The organism is Lentilactobacillus farraginis DSM 18382 = JCM 14108 (assembly GCF_000583655.1).
GTDB lineage: Bacteria > Bacillota > Bacilli > Lactobacillales > Lactobacillaceae > Lentilactobacillus > Lentilactobacillus farraginis.
On sequence record NZ_BAKI01000008.1, the window covers coordinates 62,684 to 80,222 of the forward strand.

At 41.8% G+C, this 17,539-nt stretch carries 18 protein-coding genes; 7 read left to right on the forward strand and 11 right to left on the reverse strand.

Annotated features, from left to right (window positions below):
* The first annotated feature begins 8 nt into the window (after positions 1-8).
* Entirely contained in the window at positions 9-1,169 is a 1,161-nt protein-coding gene (locus tag JCM14108_RS04855; protein WP_035178829.1) for an RNA-guided endonuclease TnpB family protein, read from the forward strand.
* 95 nt (positions 1,170-1,264) lie between these two features.
* On the opposite strand, the gene JCM14108_RS04860 is transcribed toward JCM14108_RS04855, so the two are convergent.
* The 3 genes from JCM14108_RS04860 to JCM14108_RS14670 form a co-directional block, all read right to left on the reverse strand.
* Complete coding sequence (locus tag JCM14108_RS04860) at positions 1,265-1,651, reverse strand: hypothetical protein (RefSeq protein WP_051996027.1); 387 nt, start codon at positions 1,649-1,651, stop codon at positions 1,265-1,267.
* Positions 1,652-1,804: 153 nt separating this feature from the next.
* Positions 1,805-3,289: a DEAD/DEAH box helicase gene (locus JCM14108_RS14525; RefSeq protein ID WP_237745717.1), complete on the reverse strand. Its 1,485-nt coding sequence runs from the start codon at positions 3,287-3,289 to the stop codon at positions 1,805-1,807.
* An 11-nt stretch (positions 3,290-3,300) separates the two neighbouring features.
* Positions 3,301-4,590, reverse strand: a complete 1,290-nt coding sequence (locus JCM14108_RS14670) for a TOTE conflict system archaeo-eukaryotic primase domain-containing protein (RefSeq protein WP_160168508.1) — start codon at positions 4,588-4,590, stop codon at positions 3,301-3,303.
* Positions 4,591-4,905: 315 nt separating this feature from the next.
* Here JCM14108_RS14670 and JCM14108_RS04870 point away from each other — a divergent pair, with 315 nt between their 5' ends.
* Complete coding sequence (locus JCM14108_RS04870; RefSeq protein ID WP_035178830.1) at positions 4,906-6,087, forward strand: MFS transporter; 1,182 nt, start codon at positions 4,906-4,908, stop codon at positions 6,085-6,087.
* A 138-nt stretch (positions 6,088-6,225) separates the two neighbouring features.
* Here JCM14108_RS04870 and JCM14108_RS04875 read toward each other — a convergent pair whose 3' ends face one another.
* A complete protein-coding gene (locus JCM14108_RS04875) occupies positions 6,226-6,801 on the reverse strand; it encodes a hypothetical protein (protein WP_035178832.1) in 576 nt (191 codons plus the stop codon).
* A 183-nt stretch (positions 6,802-6,984) separates the two neighbouring features.
* Here JCM14108_RS04875 and JCM14108_RS15125 point away from each other — a divergent pair, with 183 nt between their 5' ends.
* Positions 6,985-7,524: a hypothetical protein gene (locus JCM14108_RS15125; RefSeq protein WP_237745718.1), complete on the forward strand. Its 540-nt coding sequence runs from the start codon at positions 6,985-6,987 to the stop codon at positions 7,522-7,524.
* Positions 7,497-8,633: a glycosyltransferase family protein gene (locus JCM14108_RS04880; protein ID WP_237745719.1), complete on the forward strand. Its 1,137-nt coding sequence runs from the start codon at positions 7,497-7,499 to the stop codon at positions 8,631-8,633. The genes JCM14108_RS15125 and JCM14108_RS04880 overlap by 28 nt, the downstream gene beginning before the upstream one ends.
* Positions 8,634-8,684: 51 nt before the next feature.
* On the opposite strand, the gene JCM14108_RS04885 is transcribed toward JCM14108_RS04880, so the two are convergent.
* A complete protein-coding gene (locus JCM14108_RS04885) occupies positions 8,685-9,050 on the reverse strand; it encodes a DUF6483 family protein (RefSeq protein ID WP_035178834.1) in 366 nt (121 codons plus the stop codon).
* A gap of 108 nt (positions 9,051-9,158) precedes the next feature.
* Here JCM14108_RS04885 and JCM14108_RS14290 point away from each other — a divergent pair, with 108 nt between their 5' ends.
* The 3 genes from JCM14108_RS14290 (at position 9,159) to JCM14108_RS04900 (ending at position 11,891) form a co-directional block, all read left to right on the forward strand.
* Entirely contained in the window at positions 9,159-9,365 is a 207-nt protein-coding gene (locus JCM14108_RS14290) for a hypothetical protein (protein WP_235807180.1), read from the forward strand.
* 194 nt (positions 9,366-9,559) lie between these two features.
* Positions 9,560-10,768: a hypothetical protein gene (locus JCM14108_RS04895; protein WP_051996033.1), complete on the forward strand. Its 1,209-nt coding sequence runs from the start codon at positions 9,560-9,562 to the stop codon at positions 10,766-10,768.
* A gap of 193 nt (positions 10,769-10,961) precedes the next feature.
* Entirely contained in the window at positions 10,962-11,891 is a 930-nt protein-coding gene (locus JCM14108_RS04900) for an AEC family transporter (protein WP_035178861.1), read from the forward strand.
* Between the two features lie 94 nt (positions 11,892-11,985).
* On the opposite strand, the gene dsdA is transcribed toward JCM14108_RS04900, so the two are convergent.
* The 6 genes from dsdA to tenA all read right to left on the reverse strand — a co-directional run bounded on the left by dsdA (position 11,986) and on the right by tenA (position 17,438).
* The gene (dsdA, locus tag JCM14108_RS04905; protein ID WP_191978531.1) at positions 11,986-13,281 is read right to left on the reverse strand and encodes a D-serine ammonia-lyase; all 1,296 of its coding nucleotides are present in this window, start codon (positions 13,279-13,281) and stop codon (positions 11,986-11,988) included.
* Between the two features lie 116 nt (positions 13,282-13,397).
* A complete protein-coding gene (gene pnuC, locus JCM14108_RS04910; RefSeq protein ID WP_235807179.1) occupies positions 13,398-14,210 on the reverse strand; it encodes a nicotinamide riboside transporter PnuC in 813 nt (270 codons plus the stop codon).
* Positions 14,211-14,353: 143 nt separating this feature from the next.
* Entirely contained in the window at positions 14,354-14,863 is a 510-nt protein-coding gene (locus tag JCM14108_RS04915) for a hypothetical protein (protein ID WP_035178842.1), read from the reverse strand.
* 27 nt (positions 14,864-14,890) lie between these two features.
* Positions 14,891-15,442, reverse strand: coding sequence for an AAA family ATPase (locus JCM14108_RS04920; RefSeq protein WP_237745720.1), 552 nt, complete (start codon positions 15,440-15,442; stop codon positions 14,891-14,893).
* Between the two features lie 143 nt (positions 15,443-15,585).
* Entirely contained in the window at positions 15,586-16,338 is a 753-nt protein-coding gene (locus JCM14108_RS04925) for a hypothetical protein (protein WP_439645792.1), read from the reverse strand.
* A 401-nt stretch (positions 16,339-16,739) separates the two neighbouring features.
* The gene (gene tenA, locus JCM14108_RS04930) at positions 16,740-17,438 is read right to left on the reverse strand and encodes a thiaminase II (RefSeq protein ID WP_035178848.1); all 699 of its coding nucleotides are present in this window, start codon (positions 17,436-17,438) and stop codon (positions 16,740-16,742) included.
* Positions 17,439-17,539 lie beyond the last annotated feature (101 nt).

Sequence of the window (17,539 nt, forward strand, 5' to 3'; positions counted from 1 at the left end):
GGTCTCGTATGACGACGGTGGTTAAAGGGATTAAACTACGCTTATACCCGAACAAAGCTCAAATCGATCAATTATGGCAGCTGTTTGGCAACGATCGATTTGTCTGGAATCACATGTTGGCGATGGCTAAAAAACGTTACGAAAATAACCCGAAAAGCCGGTTCGTTGGCGAATACGATATGAACTATCTGCTGAAACCGCTCAAAAAAGAGTACCCCTTCTTGAAGGTCAGTGACGCCACCAGTTTATTCGTGGTCAACCATAACCTGGCGCTGGCTTATCAGAACTTGTTTCAACATCGAGGCGGTTATCCCCGATTTAAGTCCCGGCGTAGCGCTAAGCAAGCCTACACTGGGCAATCAATCTGCACTGTGGAAGCCAAGCGACGGCTAAAACTACCGAAAATCGGCAGTATTCGCACCAGCAAGACGGGCCGCTTGACCAATGGCAAAATTAAGCGCTACACGATTAGCCACGAATCTACCGGCCGTTACTACATTTCCCTGCAGGTCGAAACTGAAGTTCATCACTTGCCCAAGACCAATCAACAGATTGGTTTAGACCTGGGCGTTTCTGATTTAGCGATTGATTCCAACGGGGTGAAGTATGGGACGTTCGATGCAAAATGGCTGGAAAAGCAAGCCCAACGGTGGCAGGCCAAGTTCAGTCGACGCAGGCACCAGGCGACCGTTGCGATGCACCAATGGAACCATCATCATAAACTGTCCAAAATGGAACTTAATGATTACCAAAATTGGCAACGGGCCAAAATGACTAAAGCCCGGTATCAAGCTAAAATTGCCAACCAGCGCAAGGATTACCTGCACAAGCTCACGACGGCCTTAGTTCGGAAGTACGATGTGATTGTGATTGAAGATTTGAAAACCAAAAATCTGATGCGCAATCACCACCTCGCTAAGGCCATTGCTAACGCCAGTTGGTATCAATTCCGGACCATGCTGGAATACAAGTGTGACTGGTATGGGAAACGGTTAGTAGTGGTCAGTGCCAACAACACTTCCCGTATCTGCTCATCGTGTGGACACAATGGCGGTGCCAAGCCCCTAGCAATTCGGGAATGGACGTGTCAGAAGTGTCAGACGCATCACGATCGGGATATTAATGCGGCAGTTAATATCCTGAAGCGCGGCTTAAAAGCTACTGGTTAGGGACTAACATGGTAAGAGAGCGGCGTTCTGTAAGTTAGGTGTTCGGCATACCGATGTAACAGCCTAAATACTACGTCGTGTTCCCAGAAGCTCGGTCATTTATGGCCGAGTAGTTCACAGTGATAAGTGAAGATTGGTACTTTATGACCATCGCTCAATTTAATTTTAATGTAATTATATTTAACTGGGAGCATAATATTTGTATTTTTGTATCGAACAAGCATGGTTCGATTCTTCTTGTTATACGTATATTGGGTGTACTTATCGATTTTGAAATCTTCGGATTTTAATCCCGCTTCAAATCGTCCCCAACCTGTAGGACTATATTTCACTACTTTTTGCTTATGGTAATGTCCAAAAATCATATCATAATACCGGTGCCATTTGATACTTGCTGATGCATCTCTTTGCGTGAAAAAGGTACTAACACCGCAGGTTACGGCAATGACCATAAGTAAATATCCTTTAGTATTTTTTTGCATAAGCAAGTTCTCCCCTTTTAAAAACGTCGCGAACGAGTTTCTATTGCATCATTATATCTTACATGTCCGGGTGCCGGGTGTGGGGCTCTTGCTTGTCGCAACTTATTTTTACTTTTGATAAGCAAACACCTGACATTACATTTACCTGCAAATTTATAAACTCAACTGGTCAATTGATTGAGTCAACATTTCAAGAAACTTCTTTACCAATTGAGGTTGATTAATTTGAACAACTATGCCAGTATTATTTTTAAAACCAATATCCGAACTTAACCAGAGCTGCTTTTGATCGATTACCACACATGTTGGTAAATTCTGATCATAAAGAGTATATGAAACGCCTCTATCAAGAAACTGTCTCTTTTGAAAAGAAGTTACTTTATTTGTTAAAACGCGGATTTGCAATCGATCATTCACTTTTTCTAGTAAATTATTTAAAATGAAACCAGATATTTTGTTAGAGCAAACCATAACTTGATGTGCACTCTGTACAGATTTCAAAATAGCTTTTTGATAGTGCCCATTAAAAAAGTTAATTCCTGCTTGCTGACTTTGATTATCATCAACAATCTGATAATGCAGGTACTCATACGTTTTTTGTCTCTTCCGATACATTCTTGCCAGCATTGGTACAAATATATCTACATAATCATATACTCGAATTTCTGATTTCTGTACCAGGTTTCTTTGCATTCTACCTAAATACTGTTCACTTCTTCCCTTCCAAGAATGAGGCATTGCTAAAATTAAAGTATCAATCATGCCTATATCTAACCCTTCACCTGCGTATTTTCCAGTAGCAAGTACAACATACGGTCCCATTGTTTGATTAATCTGTGTCATAATTTTACGATTCTGTTTTTCAGCTTGTCCCCCGTAAAGCAGGAAAACTGGTTGCTTCACTTTAAGGGTAGTAGCAAGGCGATGAAGGTGTTCCACTCGATTAGTTAAAACCAATATATGCCGCTTCTCGGACAAAGCAGTCTTAATGTCATCTATTATAGATTGATTTCGATTATCATCATTTGAGATCATCTTATAATTTTGATTAATGCTAGCGCTGGCGATCTGCAAATCTGCAATCCCTAAGCTGGTAAACCTAGGAATCACTGTTCGTTTAACTTTAAGCAGTGTTTTCTCATCAACAGGAGCTGTTTTGTAGCGAATAGGCCCAAACTGCATTGTGATAATAGGCTCCCGTCCATCTCTTCTAAATGGTGTCGCAGACAGACCATATAAATACTTGCAATGTAACTTTTTGATTATCTGTTCATACGTATATGCCGCATCATGATGAACTTCATCACTAATAATCAACCCATATTGGTCGAGAACTTTTTGACTGGCCCGATCTGTTTTAAAAGATTGAATAGTTGCTACATCAATGATACCGCTCCGATTCCGTTTAGATCCAAAATAAGTGCCAATCACTTTTTTGCGCCGTTTACGCCCAGTAGGTGTGAGTTCTGTTAAAAATGGCTGATCTGTTATTTTTAAGAATTGATTAAGTCGAGCAACCCACTGATCCGCCAACTCTTTATCATGAACTAAGATTAGTGTGCTTACATTTAGTGTTGCAATTATTTTGGCAGCAACAACTGTCTTCCCAAATCCGGTTCGAGCCGCTAAAATTCCCATTCGATGATTTATCAAAGCATTAAAAGCACCAATCTGATCACTATGAAGCCTACCGTTAAAATGAGCATGAATTTTTCTTCCAGATATTGACTTATCAACCCACTTAATATGGGGATTATACCTGCTAACTCGTCCTCGATTCCACGTGGTAATATCAAATATCGATTAGTTTCATCAAAAACATTGATAATTCGCGGTTCATTAAACGTTGATAATCTTAGCCGCTGCTTCTCATAAAATTGCGGATTTCTAAATGAAGCTAACCATTTCAACTGTGTTAATTGATGGCGATTCACTTCATCTTTTTTGATATAAAGTGCATTAGAGCGAATAATAGCCAATGGCTGATTAATTTGCATTGGCTCCTTTAATAAATTCGTTTGGGCTTCCTGTTCCTCGAATAAGTGAAAGCTTGATTGTGAATTTAAATTTCTCGTTAAGATATTAATTTGTTTTTCTGACAGCAATTCGATATTTTCTAAAGATTGCCACTGATCACGCAACGGGAAGAAATTTTCATCCACAAAAACACTTTTTGCTTCCCGCCTTCGTTCTCCCTGAAGTGGCCCTGCAATTAAATTACCAATTCCCTTCTCGCTAACAACATCTTGGCTTGGAAAAAGTCGATCAAAAGCTTTAAAAGATAAGTTTGGATTAATCGCCATCGTTACTTTCAAAAGTGCATCGCCGAATGACCGTGCTATCACAGCATTTACCGGATTTTTAAAGAAGAACCATATATGACATCCCTGCCCTGATTGAGAAAGTTCGACCAGTACAGGAATGGTCCACTTTTGACATACACTGCGAATTGAATTTGTGATCTCTTTCCACTTATCTCCTTCATGATGCCCATCGATATCAATAACTAAATACTTAGTTGTATTATCTGGAAACATCGGGTAAAAGCCCAAAAATTGTTGGCCAATTAAATGTTTCTTCAACTCATTATCCGTTAACGGGACCCAATGTTCCGGCTGCGGTCGTCCATCTTTAAATGTCACTACTGGTGCGTAAATATCTTTCGCAATCTTTTTATTATAATACCGATGTGCATACACATCGGTCCGACCAACAAAGCGTTTCTTGTATAAAGCCAATCGCTTTTCTAATAAGGCGTTGTTTTTACTACCGCTTAAATATTGGCCGAGTTCGGCTACTGGCATTACTCCATATGAATTCGAATTCTGTTCTCGAAAAATCGCAACTTTTCCTTGATCAGCTAGACTAAAATCCTTCCCAAATGCTACTAATTCATAAAGCAAATCGTTCATTTTAAAAGTTCTAAATTTTTTAGCCATTTATTATCCTCATAGAAACATTAACTAACATTCAAAATTGTTAACAATATTATACTATGGTCGCACTAAATCTCCTAAGTTATTTAGCAATTTAAAGTCGGATTTAAGTTCTTATACCATCGCAACTTGCACACCTCGCAGCAATCCATTAGAATGGTTCTAATAATCTTTTTATTGAGGTGGTAACCATGCTGGCATGGATTACATTAAAGCACTGCATTATCCAGGTAACAGCACTCTAGTGAAGACGCATTAAAATAACCTCAATCAGCCCACCTAAAGTTGGTTGATTGACTCACTGGAGTGTAAGAAATAATGAAAACTAAATATCCGACTAATATCGCTAAAAGCTATGTTTACACGTTCTTCTCGTTTTTTGGCATTACCAGTTTGTGGGTGATCTACCTGCAGATGCAAGGTCTAAGCCTCGTTGAAATCGGTCTGTGTGAAAGTATTTTTCACGTGGCCAGCTTTTTATTCGAAGTTCCCAGTGGCGTTTTGGCCGACCGATTTTTGTATAAAGCCGTTCTAATCGGCGGACGAGTTGCGGCGATCCTGTCTGCGGTAATTATGCTGACAAGTCAAACGTTTTGGATGTTTGCTTTCAGCTTTGTTTTAAACGCACTGTCATATAACCTGCAATCCGGAACGATTGACGCGCTCATGTACGATTCCCTGGTTGAAAGTCAGCAGACTAACGCTTATCCGCGAATCATCAGCACCGTCAATGTGCTGTTTGAATTCGGGGATACTGCCGGCGTTGTCATTGCCGGCTTCTTTGTCCATTGGCACTTTGAATTAACCTACGTCATTGCCATTTTGATCGGCTGCTTAGCGTTACTTTCGGTAGCCGCCATGAAAGAACCACGAGTAAGCTCATCCCGGTCAAAGGTTCAGGAACCGCAAACCATCAAATCAATTGTGGTAACCGCCTACCATGTTCTTAAAACGGACCGGCTATTACGAAACCTAATGCTTTTTCAAGCCGCCTTCGATGGCATCTGCACGTCTTATTACTTTTACTTTCAATCTTTAATGGAAAAGGATCGATTCCCGGGCTGGACGATTTCACTGTTAATGGTTGCTTCGGCAATCGTCGACATTATCGGCATTAAATTTACGCCGGCCATTCAAAAACATTTTTCAAAAACCACTTTGGTTAGCTGGCTTAGTTGGAGTTTAACCGGCCTACTATTAGCAACCTGGCTTAATTGGCTGCCGTTACTGATCGGCCTTTTCCTGGGGTCTCAGGTGCTTTCGTCTTTGGTAGAGCCGATCTTCAGCAGCTACTACAATGACATGATTGCTTCGAATCAACGGGCCACGCTTTTAAGTGTTGCCAACGTTTTGTTTTCTTTTGGGATGATCGGTTTATTTCCTTTAATCGGCTGGTTGATCGACTTTCAAAGCTTCTCAATGGCGTTTGGAACGATTGGCGTCTTAATCGTTATTTTCCTTGGTACCAGCTACTTTAACAATAAACAGCTTTTAAAATAGTCGGTATAATCAAAAATCCGCTGCCAATACGGACAAATTGTCTAAGTATTGGCAGCGGATTTTATTTAGGGTGTAGTTAATTTAACCGTTAACTATTAATCAATCGTCGACAACTCATGCGTCGACATTGTCATCAGTTTATTTTGCGTATTTTGCGTAAGCCTTATTCAAGTTAGCTTGAGCAGTCTTATATGCCTTCAGGTATTTAGCCTTGTTGGCAGCCGTCTTGGCTTTCTTGTAGTTAGCTTTGGCTTTAGCAACTTTAGCCTTTGCGTTCTTTACGGCAGTTGGGTGTTGCAAAGTAGCCAGTTTGGCCTGTGCACGCTTATAGCTGGCAAAAGCCTTCTTGTAAGCCTTAAGGTCTTTGGCTTTAGTAGCCGACTTCTTAGCTTTCTTGTAGGCTGCCTGGTACTTCTTAGCAGTTGCTTTAGCCTTGGCAACGTTTGCTTTAGCTGTTTTTACAGCCTTGGCGTGCTTCGAAACAGTCGGTGTCTTAGTTGAAGATGAAGATTCAGTTGGCACTGGCGTTAATGACGAAGAGCTTGACGTTGCACTGCTTGATGCAGCTGAACCACTGGTTGCGGTTACGCCTGAGCCACTCGTTGCGGTTGCAGTTACATTGTCAGTATTGTTGGTATGTAGACTTGCCGAAGCTACACTGCCAACGGAAAAAAGTGTCACCGCTGCCGTTAGATATAGTAAAGTTTTTTTCATATATAATACCCTCCAAGTTATGTCCTGCTTGATTAGTAATCAATTTAAGCTAGATTAATAGTTAAGCAGTTAAAATGTTTAAGCCCGACACCCTTAGTTATTAATAATAATATGTATTTAATCTTTTGTTAAGATCTATTATACTATTTTTATAAAAAACTTTTTTAGAATTGAGTGATGATTGTGTCTCCAAAGATTAAATTGTGGCTGTCAACGCATTCCTATCTGCTTTTCTTCCTACTGATCAGTATCTGGTTTATGGGCTTCGTCAGCTATACATCGCCGTTATTTTACTTTGACTACTCTCCCGACAACAACTGTTTCTTCACGGTTGGTAAAGCACTCATGCACGGGGTCCTGCCTTATCGGGACGTCTTTGAGCAAAAGGGGCCCTATGTTTACTTGATGCACGGGATTGCCTATCTAATGAGCAGCCGGTCATTGTTGGGCATGCTGCCGTTCGAAACCCTAAGTTCCTTTTTGTCGATGTACATAGTTTACAAAATCGCGCGCATGTTCACTTTTCATCTGGCTGCCTGTGCAATTGCCATCTTTATTCCGGTATTTCAGCTGTTTCACCCTTACTATAACTACGGTGATACGGTTGAATCACTCCTGTTTCCGGCCATGCTGGCATTGATTTATACACTGTTAAAGGGTGATCAGAACCGCTTCACTATTCCCCGCCGGCTCTGGTGTCTGCAGGCTTTCTGGTCGGTCTGACATTTTTTATGAAATACACCCTGCTGGGCGGTTGGATTATTTTTTATCTAGCGATGTTTGGCTATTATTTCAAACATAAATCGTGGCAGGAAATGAAAAAGTTAGTCAGCTGGAGCCTGCTGGGATTTCTAATCGCAACCTTACCGTGGTTAATTTTCTTTATAGCCACTCATTCACTGACAGCTTTCTTTCACGTTTATTTTTACGAAAACATGCATATTTACATGCTCTCTGACAATTCGATCTTTGCCAAATTTATCGAATCACTCACCATTTACAGCAGTTTTCTCCGCCAAGATCCGTTAATCTTTGTCTGCGGCTTTGTCGGGTATGTCTACCTGCTTTTTACCAAATCTGCTTTTAAAACAACTTGGGGAAAAATGCTGTTTGTGATGATGATGGTTGTTAACGCAGCCTTCATCGTTTATGGCTACCATCCCGGTCAGGTCTACCAATACTATGAGCTGGCGTTTTTCCCTTACCTGGCTATTCCAAGTGTTTTCGCGTTTGTGAACGCTATTCAGAAATTTAAAGTCACCATCAATGAACGAAACGAATCAGTTGTTCTTCTGAGCTGCGCGCTTCTCAGCTTTTTTCTGGTATTAGGCGTTAATGATAATATTTTAAATTCCAAAATCTTTCCGAATAACAGCTCCGTTACCCTAAACCAAACCAACAAACCACAACAGCCCGCCCAGATTGAATTCGGTAATTTAATGCGGTCTCAAAGCAAGGGCCGGCCAACCTTACTAAACTACGGCTCGATTGATATGGGCTTTTACACGACTTCCGGGGCGCTGCCAAGCACCTACTATTTCCAAAACTACAACATTGCTTACGATAAGGCACCACAGATTCTGAATAGTCAATTTGATGTCATTAAAAAAAGCCGCGTGCAATGGGTTGTCTTGAATACACCGGCTGGCAAACAGATTAACAAATGGCGTGGCTATCCGGGGGCCAAAGGTAAAATCACCAGTGGTAACATTAATCCCGGTACTAAAAAAATCGCCAAGGTCTTATTAAAAAACTATCGAATCGTGACCAACCACACGCAAACGTTCGAAGGGGCCAACGTCACATACTGGCTGCTTAAAAGACGCGATTAGTTTTAAACATCAACAAGCACTGCCGTTTTCGTTACTTTACAACATTAAGTGTTACGTTTTGTGAAACTCTTTTAGCTGGTTCAAACCAGCAATAATTGATTTTTTCGAAAACCCGCCTTCAAGTAATTGGGCATCACTAAGTTCGTTCAGTGATGCATAAAGCCAAATTCCCAGTGCTGTAAACTGGTCGTCCGTCATGGCATATTGCAAGCTTAATAACCGCTCGGCTGCACCAGCATACTGCTTTTTGTCAATCAATGACTGCAACTCTGTTTGATGCGGCAGCTTTTGTTCCTGCCTTGCCGGGAAAATAATTTCAGTTTGGGAATGGCCACCCTTACCGTGCGCCAAAATATAGCCCAATCCTTCCGCAAATGCTCTAATCTGACGAAGAATAAAATCACTTTCGTCCTGCATGAACGGCACCCCCTTTTAACTATAACAATACCATACAAAGGCATATTAATTGCCTTCCACCTTCCCCTGAATTAAGATTAAGTTAATGATTGTGAAACTGATAATTTGATGGCTTATAAAGTGGATGATGATATGACTTTCAATCGACATTTTTATAAAACATTTCCGTTTTGGTGTGGCTTGGTTATTTTGACTAATCTGTTGTTGATGGGTGAGTGTCGGCTTTTTGGTGCTTTTTGGTGGTACCACATTATCTGCACGTTTATCGGCCTCATCATGATTCTATATTCATTTGTCGCGTCAAGTTCGGAATAGCTATTCATCACGTCTCGGGCAGCCCATTGGTAAGCTGTCTGCGGCGTGATTTTTGTCAGCGAATGCTTATCCATGTCTAATTTCTAATCTTCCTTAAGCTTGGGCCACAAATCAAGAAATCAGTTCATCTAACAACCGACAATGTTATATAATGACGATGTTTGCCATATCCGGTTCAGAAAGGATTTTTGTTGATGAGAAAACACGTTTTTACCGTCGTTGGTTTGGGATTGCTGCTTGGATCAGCTTGGATTACCACGCCACAGACAACTGCTCGGGCTAAAACCAAAAGTAGTTACCAAATCGTCAAATCAAAGGACTACTCTCACGTATACAGCGATAAAAAACACGCGGTCCGCTTGCCGTTTCATGCCAAGTCAGCCAAAACAGCCTATATGTGGAACGCCCATCACACTAAAAAACTGCATAATTTAAAAAACTATCAGGCAACCACTTGGTTTCTTGCTAAAAGCGTCGTTTTAAAATACGGCCAGCATAAACGGGTTTATTATCAAGTAAAGAACACAACCCACGCCATTAGTGGCTATGTTTGGAAGGGCTATTTGGCGAAGGGATACAGTCCCAAAGGATATCAGATCGTCGAACAAAAGTGGGCCAACCAGTCCGGTTCCTATTACCCAAGGTATTATGGTCAGGACGTTAAAATGTGGAATTATAACCACACCAAGGTCCGCGTCCACTTAAAGAATTTCCCCGGAATGAACTGGTACCGAACCGAAACGGTCGTTATGCGACATGGCAAGAAACGTGCCGTCTATTACTACTTAAGCGGCACGCTCCGGGGAAATGGCCGAACAGTTGGCGGCTACGTTTGGCGCGGCTACTTAAAGCGGGGAACCAATCCCAACCACACCGGCCAAAATTATGTTCCAATCGATGACTTCATCGGCGACAACGACTACAATCAATACGTTCAGACTGCCAAGTATCAAAAACTGGCCAAACAAATCGCGGCCTTGTTTCCGAACAGCAAAATTGATTACGGCCTTTCAAGAATCGCGGCTTACAATTACGACGCCGCCAATCAATCCATCATGAGCGATGAAAACGTCAAACCGATCGGTACTGGTGGTTACGGTAATATCAAAGCCTTTCCGGACATCGACCGGTACCTGCTCAAACATTCGTCATGGTCAAACGCCAAAAAGCTGAACGCAGTTAAAACCATGTTGGATCAAGCTGGTTATGATGCCACCAAGCGGGCCTCGATGACCGATTATCAAATTGGGATTCAAATTATCGATAATATACCGGATATTCTGGGACAGATTGTTGCCAGCGACGGTGACGGCTATGCCAACGGTTATGCCATTATCGTCGGCCAACAGGATGCCAGCGGTAATTCAGAAAATAATGATAAATCATTTTTCTATTACAATTAATGCTTGAACAAATCCAACTTAAAAAACCACCTGATATTTGCAATCACCGGTTAACCTGACAGGTCTTTCAAATATCAGGTGGCTTTTTATGCCAACCCAATTCAATGCACAGTTTCGATTATCGAAAGTCGGCCAATCGCGCTATAATAAACACAGTCAATTTTCAGAAAATCATTTAAAAGGAAGTGGTTCCATGGCACTCGGTCAACTTGCTAATCAGATCGGATTGATGTTTGTCCTGATGCTGGTCGGCGTCCTAATCAACAAACTCGGCTTCATGCAAACGCAAACGTCAAACGATCTCACAAATATTTTGTTGTATATTGTATCGCCCTGCTTAATTATCGGTGCGTTTGAACAGCACTACTCCGCTAGTCGTATGAAACAGCTCGTCCTGGTTTGCATTGGCATTTTTATTTTTTACATAATCGAAATTATTGTTTCAAAGCTCGCTTTTGGCCGCATCAGCAATATCAACCTCCGTCGAATTACCCAATATGGCAGTATTTATTCCAACGCCGGCTTTATGGGGGTCCCGCTAACCAGTGCCCTCTTTGGCAACAGCGGGGTCTTCTTTGCGGTCGCCTCTTTGGCCGGCTTCAATATTTTCAGTTGGACACACGGCGTCTCATTATTTAAAACCGGTCAAAAGACGACCGATCGGTGGCAAAACTTCCGTGAAATTATTGTTAATCCAAACATCATCGCCATTCTGATCGGGCTGATTTTTTTCCTATTTTCATTTCAACTGCCGGGCCCGGCAAACGAAGTCGTCAAGTACATTAGTTCCATTAACACGCCGCTTTCAATGATTGTTATCGGCAATAGCTTGGGAAACATCAAGCTCAACCGTCAACTAATCGATTGGCATTTGTGGCTGGCACTCTTCTTTCGTAACGTCCTCTTTCCAATCATTGCCATTATGGTCCTTCAACTGCTCACTGTGTCGGGAGTCGCACTATACACAACCGTCTTAATGGCTGCCTGTCCCGCCGCTGGTCTGGTAGTATTATTTACTCTGCAGGCATACGGTGACACCAGCCCGGCGGTAGCTTTGATGAGTCTGTCGACCATTTTGAGCTTAATAACGATTCCATTGGTATTTGCCCTAATAAAACTTTAAAACCAGTCAAAAACGCTTTCAATTCTATTAACAAAATTGAGAGCCGTTTTTGATAATCATTAATTTCATTTTTATAAATCTGAATTTTTACCAGCTACTTTATCAACGATTCACCCTTTTGGTAATTGGCCAATCGTTCACTTTCCGGCATCATATTGCCACCGGTTGCCCAAACAATATGGGTAGCGTTCTCACTATTAAACGCCGGTACGTTTTTTATAACGGGGGCAATGGCTGTAAATCCGGCCGCTGCCGACGGCTCAACCACAATCTGTTGGGTATCCATTAACTGGGCAACGTTGCGGTAAATGTCATCGTCTTGGAACGTCACACTGCCAAATAACAAGGTCCGCATCACCTTACCTGCCAATCTGGATGGGCGACCAACCGCCAAGCCGTCAGCCGCGGTTAATCCATCTAAACCGATGTCGTAAACCGAAATGTGATTATTCAAACCCGTCATCATCCCCAGTGTTACCGACGGCACGTGGGTTGGCTCACAAAAGACCGCGTGGACGTATGGCCCCAAAATCATTTTCAAGCCAAACGTGACGCCACTGGGACTGCCACCAACACCCGCAGGTAGATAAACTAATACAGGGTGCTTTCGGTCAACTTTAATATGCTGGTCCTTTAACTGCTTTTGAAGTCGAACAGCCGCCACCGCATAACCTAAGAAAAGGGTCGTCGAACCCTCGTCATCGACAAAGTGACAATAGGGATCTTTTTGAGCATCCTCTCTTGCCTGGGGAATAACGTGTGAAAAGTCAGTATCAAATTCTTTAACCGTCACACCATTCGCCCGCAGTTTATCTTTCTTCCACTGCCGGGCATCGTGAGACATATATACCGTCGTCTTGAATCCAAAAGTTGCCGCGACAATCCCAACACTCAACGCCAAGTTGCCGGTTGACGCAACAATTACACCATACTTGGCAAAAAGCCGGCGATACTTTTCGGTTGCCAAAACCCGATAGTCATCCATATAAGCCAGGTCCGTATGCCGCATGGCTACTTGCTCGGCAAATTTAAGTACTTCATAAATGCCGCCCCGGGATTTAATCGAGCCGGAAATCGGTAGTTGGCTATCCGCTTTCAAATATAATTTTCCCGCCAAATTCTGATGATACATATTCTCCCATGCAGCCTGCATCTGATCAAGCCGGATTAATGGTGATTCGATAATCCCCTTCATTTTAGCTGTTTCCGGAAAAACTGTTGCTAAATATGGGGCAAATCGCTCCCATCGGGCAACGGCATCAAAAATGTCAGCTTGGGAAAATGGCAATTCAGCTTGCTGTCCATAGTCGGGATTCCGCCAAAAAATCGGGTGTTCACTCATCAGATCCTTCACTTGGGGATATTCAGTAACCAGCGATGTTTGATCCATATCCATCAATCCTCTCCGTTTATTATCAAGAATAGTATACGGCAGGATATTGATGTTAGATTTTATTACATAATTCTTTAAAAAAGCTTAACCATGGTATCAAGGACATGTCATTATCAAGCAGTTTGATCGGGGAGTGACTCTTTTTGCAATTTTCCCGTCCGCATATAATAGCCATACAATGAATTGACCAGGTAAGCAAACCACAGGGCCATAATAATGGGATTAAAATTAATCGTCCAAAGCAGCAATTCCGCCACGTTACCGACAATCCACAACAACCATTGGCTCGCGCCGTACCGCAAGACCATCAGTAATTGGGCGAACACTTGAACCACAACACTGATTGCGTCAATCCAAGGGTGTGGATCGAGGGTGGTCGACAAGAACGGTACCCGTTTCAAAAACAACCCCAGTGCCAGCCAACCAACGAGAACGGCGAACGCCAAAATCCCCCAGCCAATACCGGATAATTCCTTCACCTGAACCAGGTCCTGTTGTTTTGCTTTGGTCTTCAAATTCTTTGATGTCCACTCATAGATACCAATAAATTCAAGAATAAAGAAATACATATTCAAATAGACCTCGCCATAGAGATGGTTGGCGAACGATACGTAAATATAACTGACATTATTCAAAATTGCCCAAAAATAATTGGTAATCTTGCCATCGGCACAAACTACCACACTGATAATTCCGGTAATTCCGGCAAATAGCCCCACCATACCAATGACCGAGGTATCAGGTTTCAACGTGACGTTTCCATTTGAGAAAAACAGGAAAAACGAACCAATCTGAATTGCCACCAACAATAACAGATACAGGCTGCGGGCCCGACTCATCTGAAAAACATCTTTAACAATCTGCGTCGGCCCAAAAGAAAGGCGCACGGCCCTTTTAACAACTGTTTCAACAGGAACTTTTTCCATTCTAATCAACTCCCAAAATAAAAGTTTATTTTACTTTTATTATTAAAGGTAAAATTTACTTTTATTATGGTACGATGGTCACCATAAATCAATCACTGATGGCCATTTTTTCAAATTCTTTTTTGCCAAATAACGAATTATCTTTATTCTGCAGACCGCGCTGTTTTCTTAATCAGCCAATATCCCAAAAAGAGTGGGCCAAATAATAGTAATAACAGGTTAAGAAAGAAACCCTTCGCCAGCTTAAACAGCCAATCCGTAACCCCTTGGTATGATTGCGTGCTGGCATGCATATACTCCCACGGATTCGCGGTAACCCCATTAGCCGACCAGTCCCGGTTCTTATGATTCGCCTGGGCATCTGAATGATGCAAGCGAAGTGCCCGATCTTTATAAGTTTCAAACTGCGCAGTTTTATCATTAGAAACCTGGGCAAAATAGATTCTTATAATAGGAAGCATAACTAATAGATTAAACAAAAAATAAACGTCCAACGCCTTGAAATCCAAAGCCATCCGCAGTATTCCCCAGCCACTTCCGGATTCAAAATACGGCAATCGGACAGCACCGTCATAAAGATATACCAAATACAACGCAATCGCGCCACTTATCACATAGTAAACATACTTTAAGCTAAGTAAAACCCGTTTCATCGCCACCCACTCCTTCAGCCGTTTAGCTTATAGTACCGTTTGATCCTGCTTGATGTATGCATCAACCAGGTTATCGGTCCCTTCCTTCCGTAGAAATTCAGAAGGTGAACCGGCAAATCGAATTTGACCAGCCTTCAAGAAAAGAAGGTGGTATTGATCATTATTAATATTTTGAAATTGATGAGACGTCATAATAACCCGTTTTCCTCGTTGATTTAAATGTTGGATCTCGGTCATTACCCGTTTAGCCATTTTGGGGTCCAACCCACTTTCCGGCTCGTCAAACAAGTACAACTGTCGGTCCAGTCTGGAAATCGCGTTAATCATCACCAATCGTCGCTGACCACCAGAAAGTTCACCATATTTGGTATCCGCCAGCGGTTGGAGTGTTTCTGGCAAATCGGTTGGTTGAAACTTTCCCCGAAAGCCGCCGACCCCCATCACCATTTTCATTGTCTGAAATACCGTCGCTTCGAAGATAAACGGCACACCTTGGGGTTGATAGGCAATTTGTTTAAATTCGGGGAAGCCTTGAAAATAAGCCGGTTCACGTTTATTGACCGTAGCGATGAAGTCCAACAGCGTGGTTTTACCAACCCATTTGGTCCCAGCAAAATATTCACTTTATCATCAACAAAATCAGCACTCAGGGATTGAAATAACGACCGTCCATTGGCCAATGTATACGTAAAATTCCGGATTTGCATGATAAAACGCTCCTATCAACGACTTGTCCGAGAAGCCAAACTCATTTTTGAGATAATCAGATTCCCAAGAATAATATAGGCAGCTCCAACAACTAACAATAAAGTACCAGCGAATAATGATTGGGAATGCTGGAGAAATAATGAATAAGCAGTTTCTTGAAAATCAACTGGATTGATAAAAGTCACAATCGTTGTTACCAACGGCGATTTAAAGGTAATGGTTCCCAAAGCCAGCGCCGCAAAAATATAGCCGGTTAGATACATTGTCAACGTTCGTGCTTTTATTGGTAAAATTAAAATAACGGTCGTGAAGAAAGCAATAATTGGAATCAAAATAAAGTTTATCAGCCAAAAAATGCCAATCAGTGCTAAGAGTCTGTCCGACGGCCGATAAATTAAAATTGCCAAAACATCAAACAATGCAATTTCAATTTGAATAATCATCACCTGAGGAATCAAATTGGCGTAATAAATCAGCCGCTTATCCCCAGAGATAAATGTATACATTTTTAAAAAATTATTTTCGCGCATCTGAAAAATCGTAACGGTAATTTGGTTAATAACACCCGTAAGCATTATATAAGCCCAAAAGCCAAATAAATTACTAAGAATTTCAGACGCTGGCGTCACCCCGCCAGCCGCAAATTTGCGCCAGGAAATTGCCAAAAAATAAGCCGCCGGAAACACCAACGTGTATAGAAAAACAACTTTGTCTTCCAACGCCAGTCGAAATTCAAACTCGCTTAAACTGCGTAACTTATGGAGCACCAGCATCACCTCTAACGGTATTTTCTTATTATGTTAGAGGTATATGAGAATAAAAGCAAGGTGACAAATGTCATAAATTAAATTCAATCCAGTCAAGCTTATTCTCTAAGTTCGTACACCGTTTACGAACCGCGCCGATTCAAGTTTCCAAGCACGCTTCCCAGATTCTTCAACAATATTGTTTCAATTATGTAATAGTGCCAATTAATAAAATCAACTAAATCAACATTCCTTGAATTGCCTGCAGCATTTCATCACTATTACACGACGTTCTTCCTATATTTAACGGCCATAAGGCACTGGGAAACCAGTTCGTGCTCGATTGTGAACCTGTTTGTACACTTGTTTGCATTTAAGTTGTGTTAAAAAGGTGTCCCCCACAACGGCAGACACCTTATGAATTAATGATACTGTTTTAACGGCTCTACAAACCGCCAAGACTTTTGGTAATAAGCCTGGTCCCAGAAATCCCATTCCATTTCACAACTCTTTAAGAATGCTTCTTTAACCCGATCCAAACGCTGTCGATCGTATTGCTTAGCTTCCCGATCAATCAGCGCAAAAAATTCAGGCAAAATGCTATCATCAGGGTTATCCATATTCGCATAGAAATCAATCCACGGTTTAAACACATTGTCCGATGTATTTTTACCTTCTTTAACTAACAAGTTGGCAATTTCAACATAGGTCCATGGACAAGGTGTCATTGCCGCGACGATGTCGATTAAATCGCCAGTTCTCGCGGCATTATACATATGCTCATTGTAAAGATAGGTTCCCGGCGCCTGGGCCTCATGCTGCAGGGATTCGTAAGCAACTCCCGCAACGTTACAGAAGTTATGGTGCGGGTGAATCTCGCTATTCAAGATAAAATCGATCTGCTTGGCAAAGATTGCCATGTCCGCACGAGTCTGCGACTTTTGAATAGCAGCGGCGTAGACTTTGATAAACGCATTCAGGTAGTTAAAGTCCTGACCAACATAGAAAGTCAACGCTTCCTTTGGTAATTGTCCGTTGGCAATTCCCTGCACAAAGGGATGCTTAATAATTTCATCTAAAATCGGTTGTCCGGCAGTCGTTAGTTCCTCAGAAAATTTCACAGTTGAAAACTCCTAAAAATAAAATTTTCAAATAAAACGTTACCGGACTTGGTCCTATAAGTTTCACTCTCATCACTTTCCTCCGTTGGTATAAACATAAG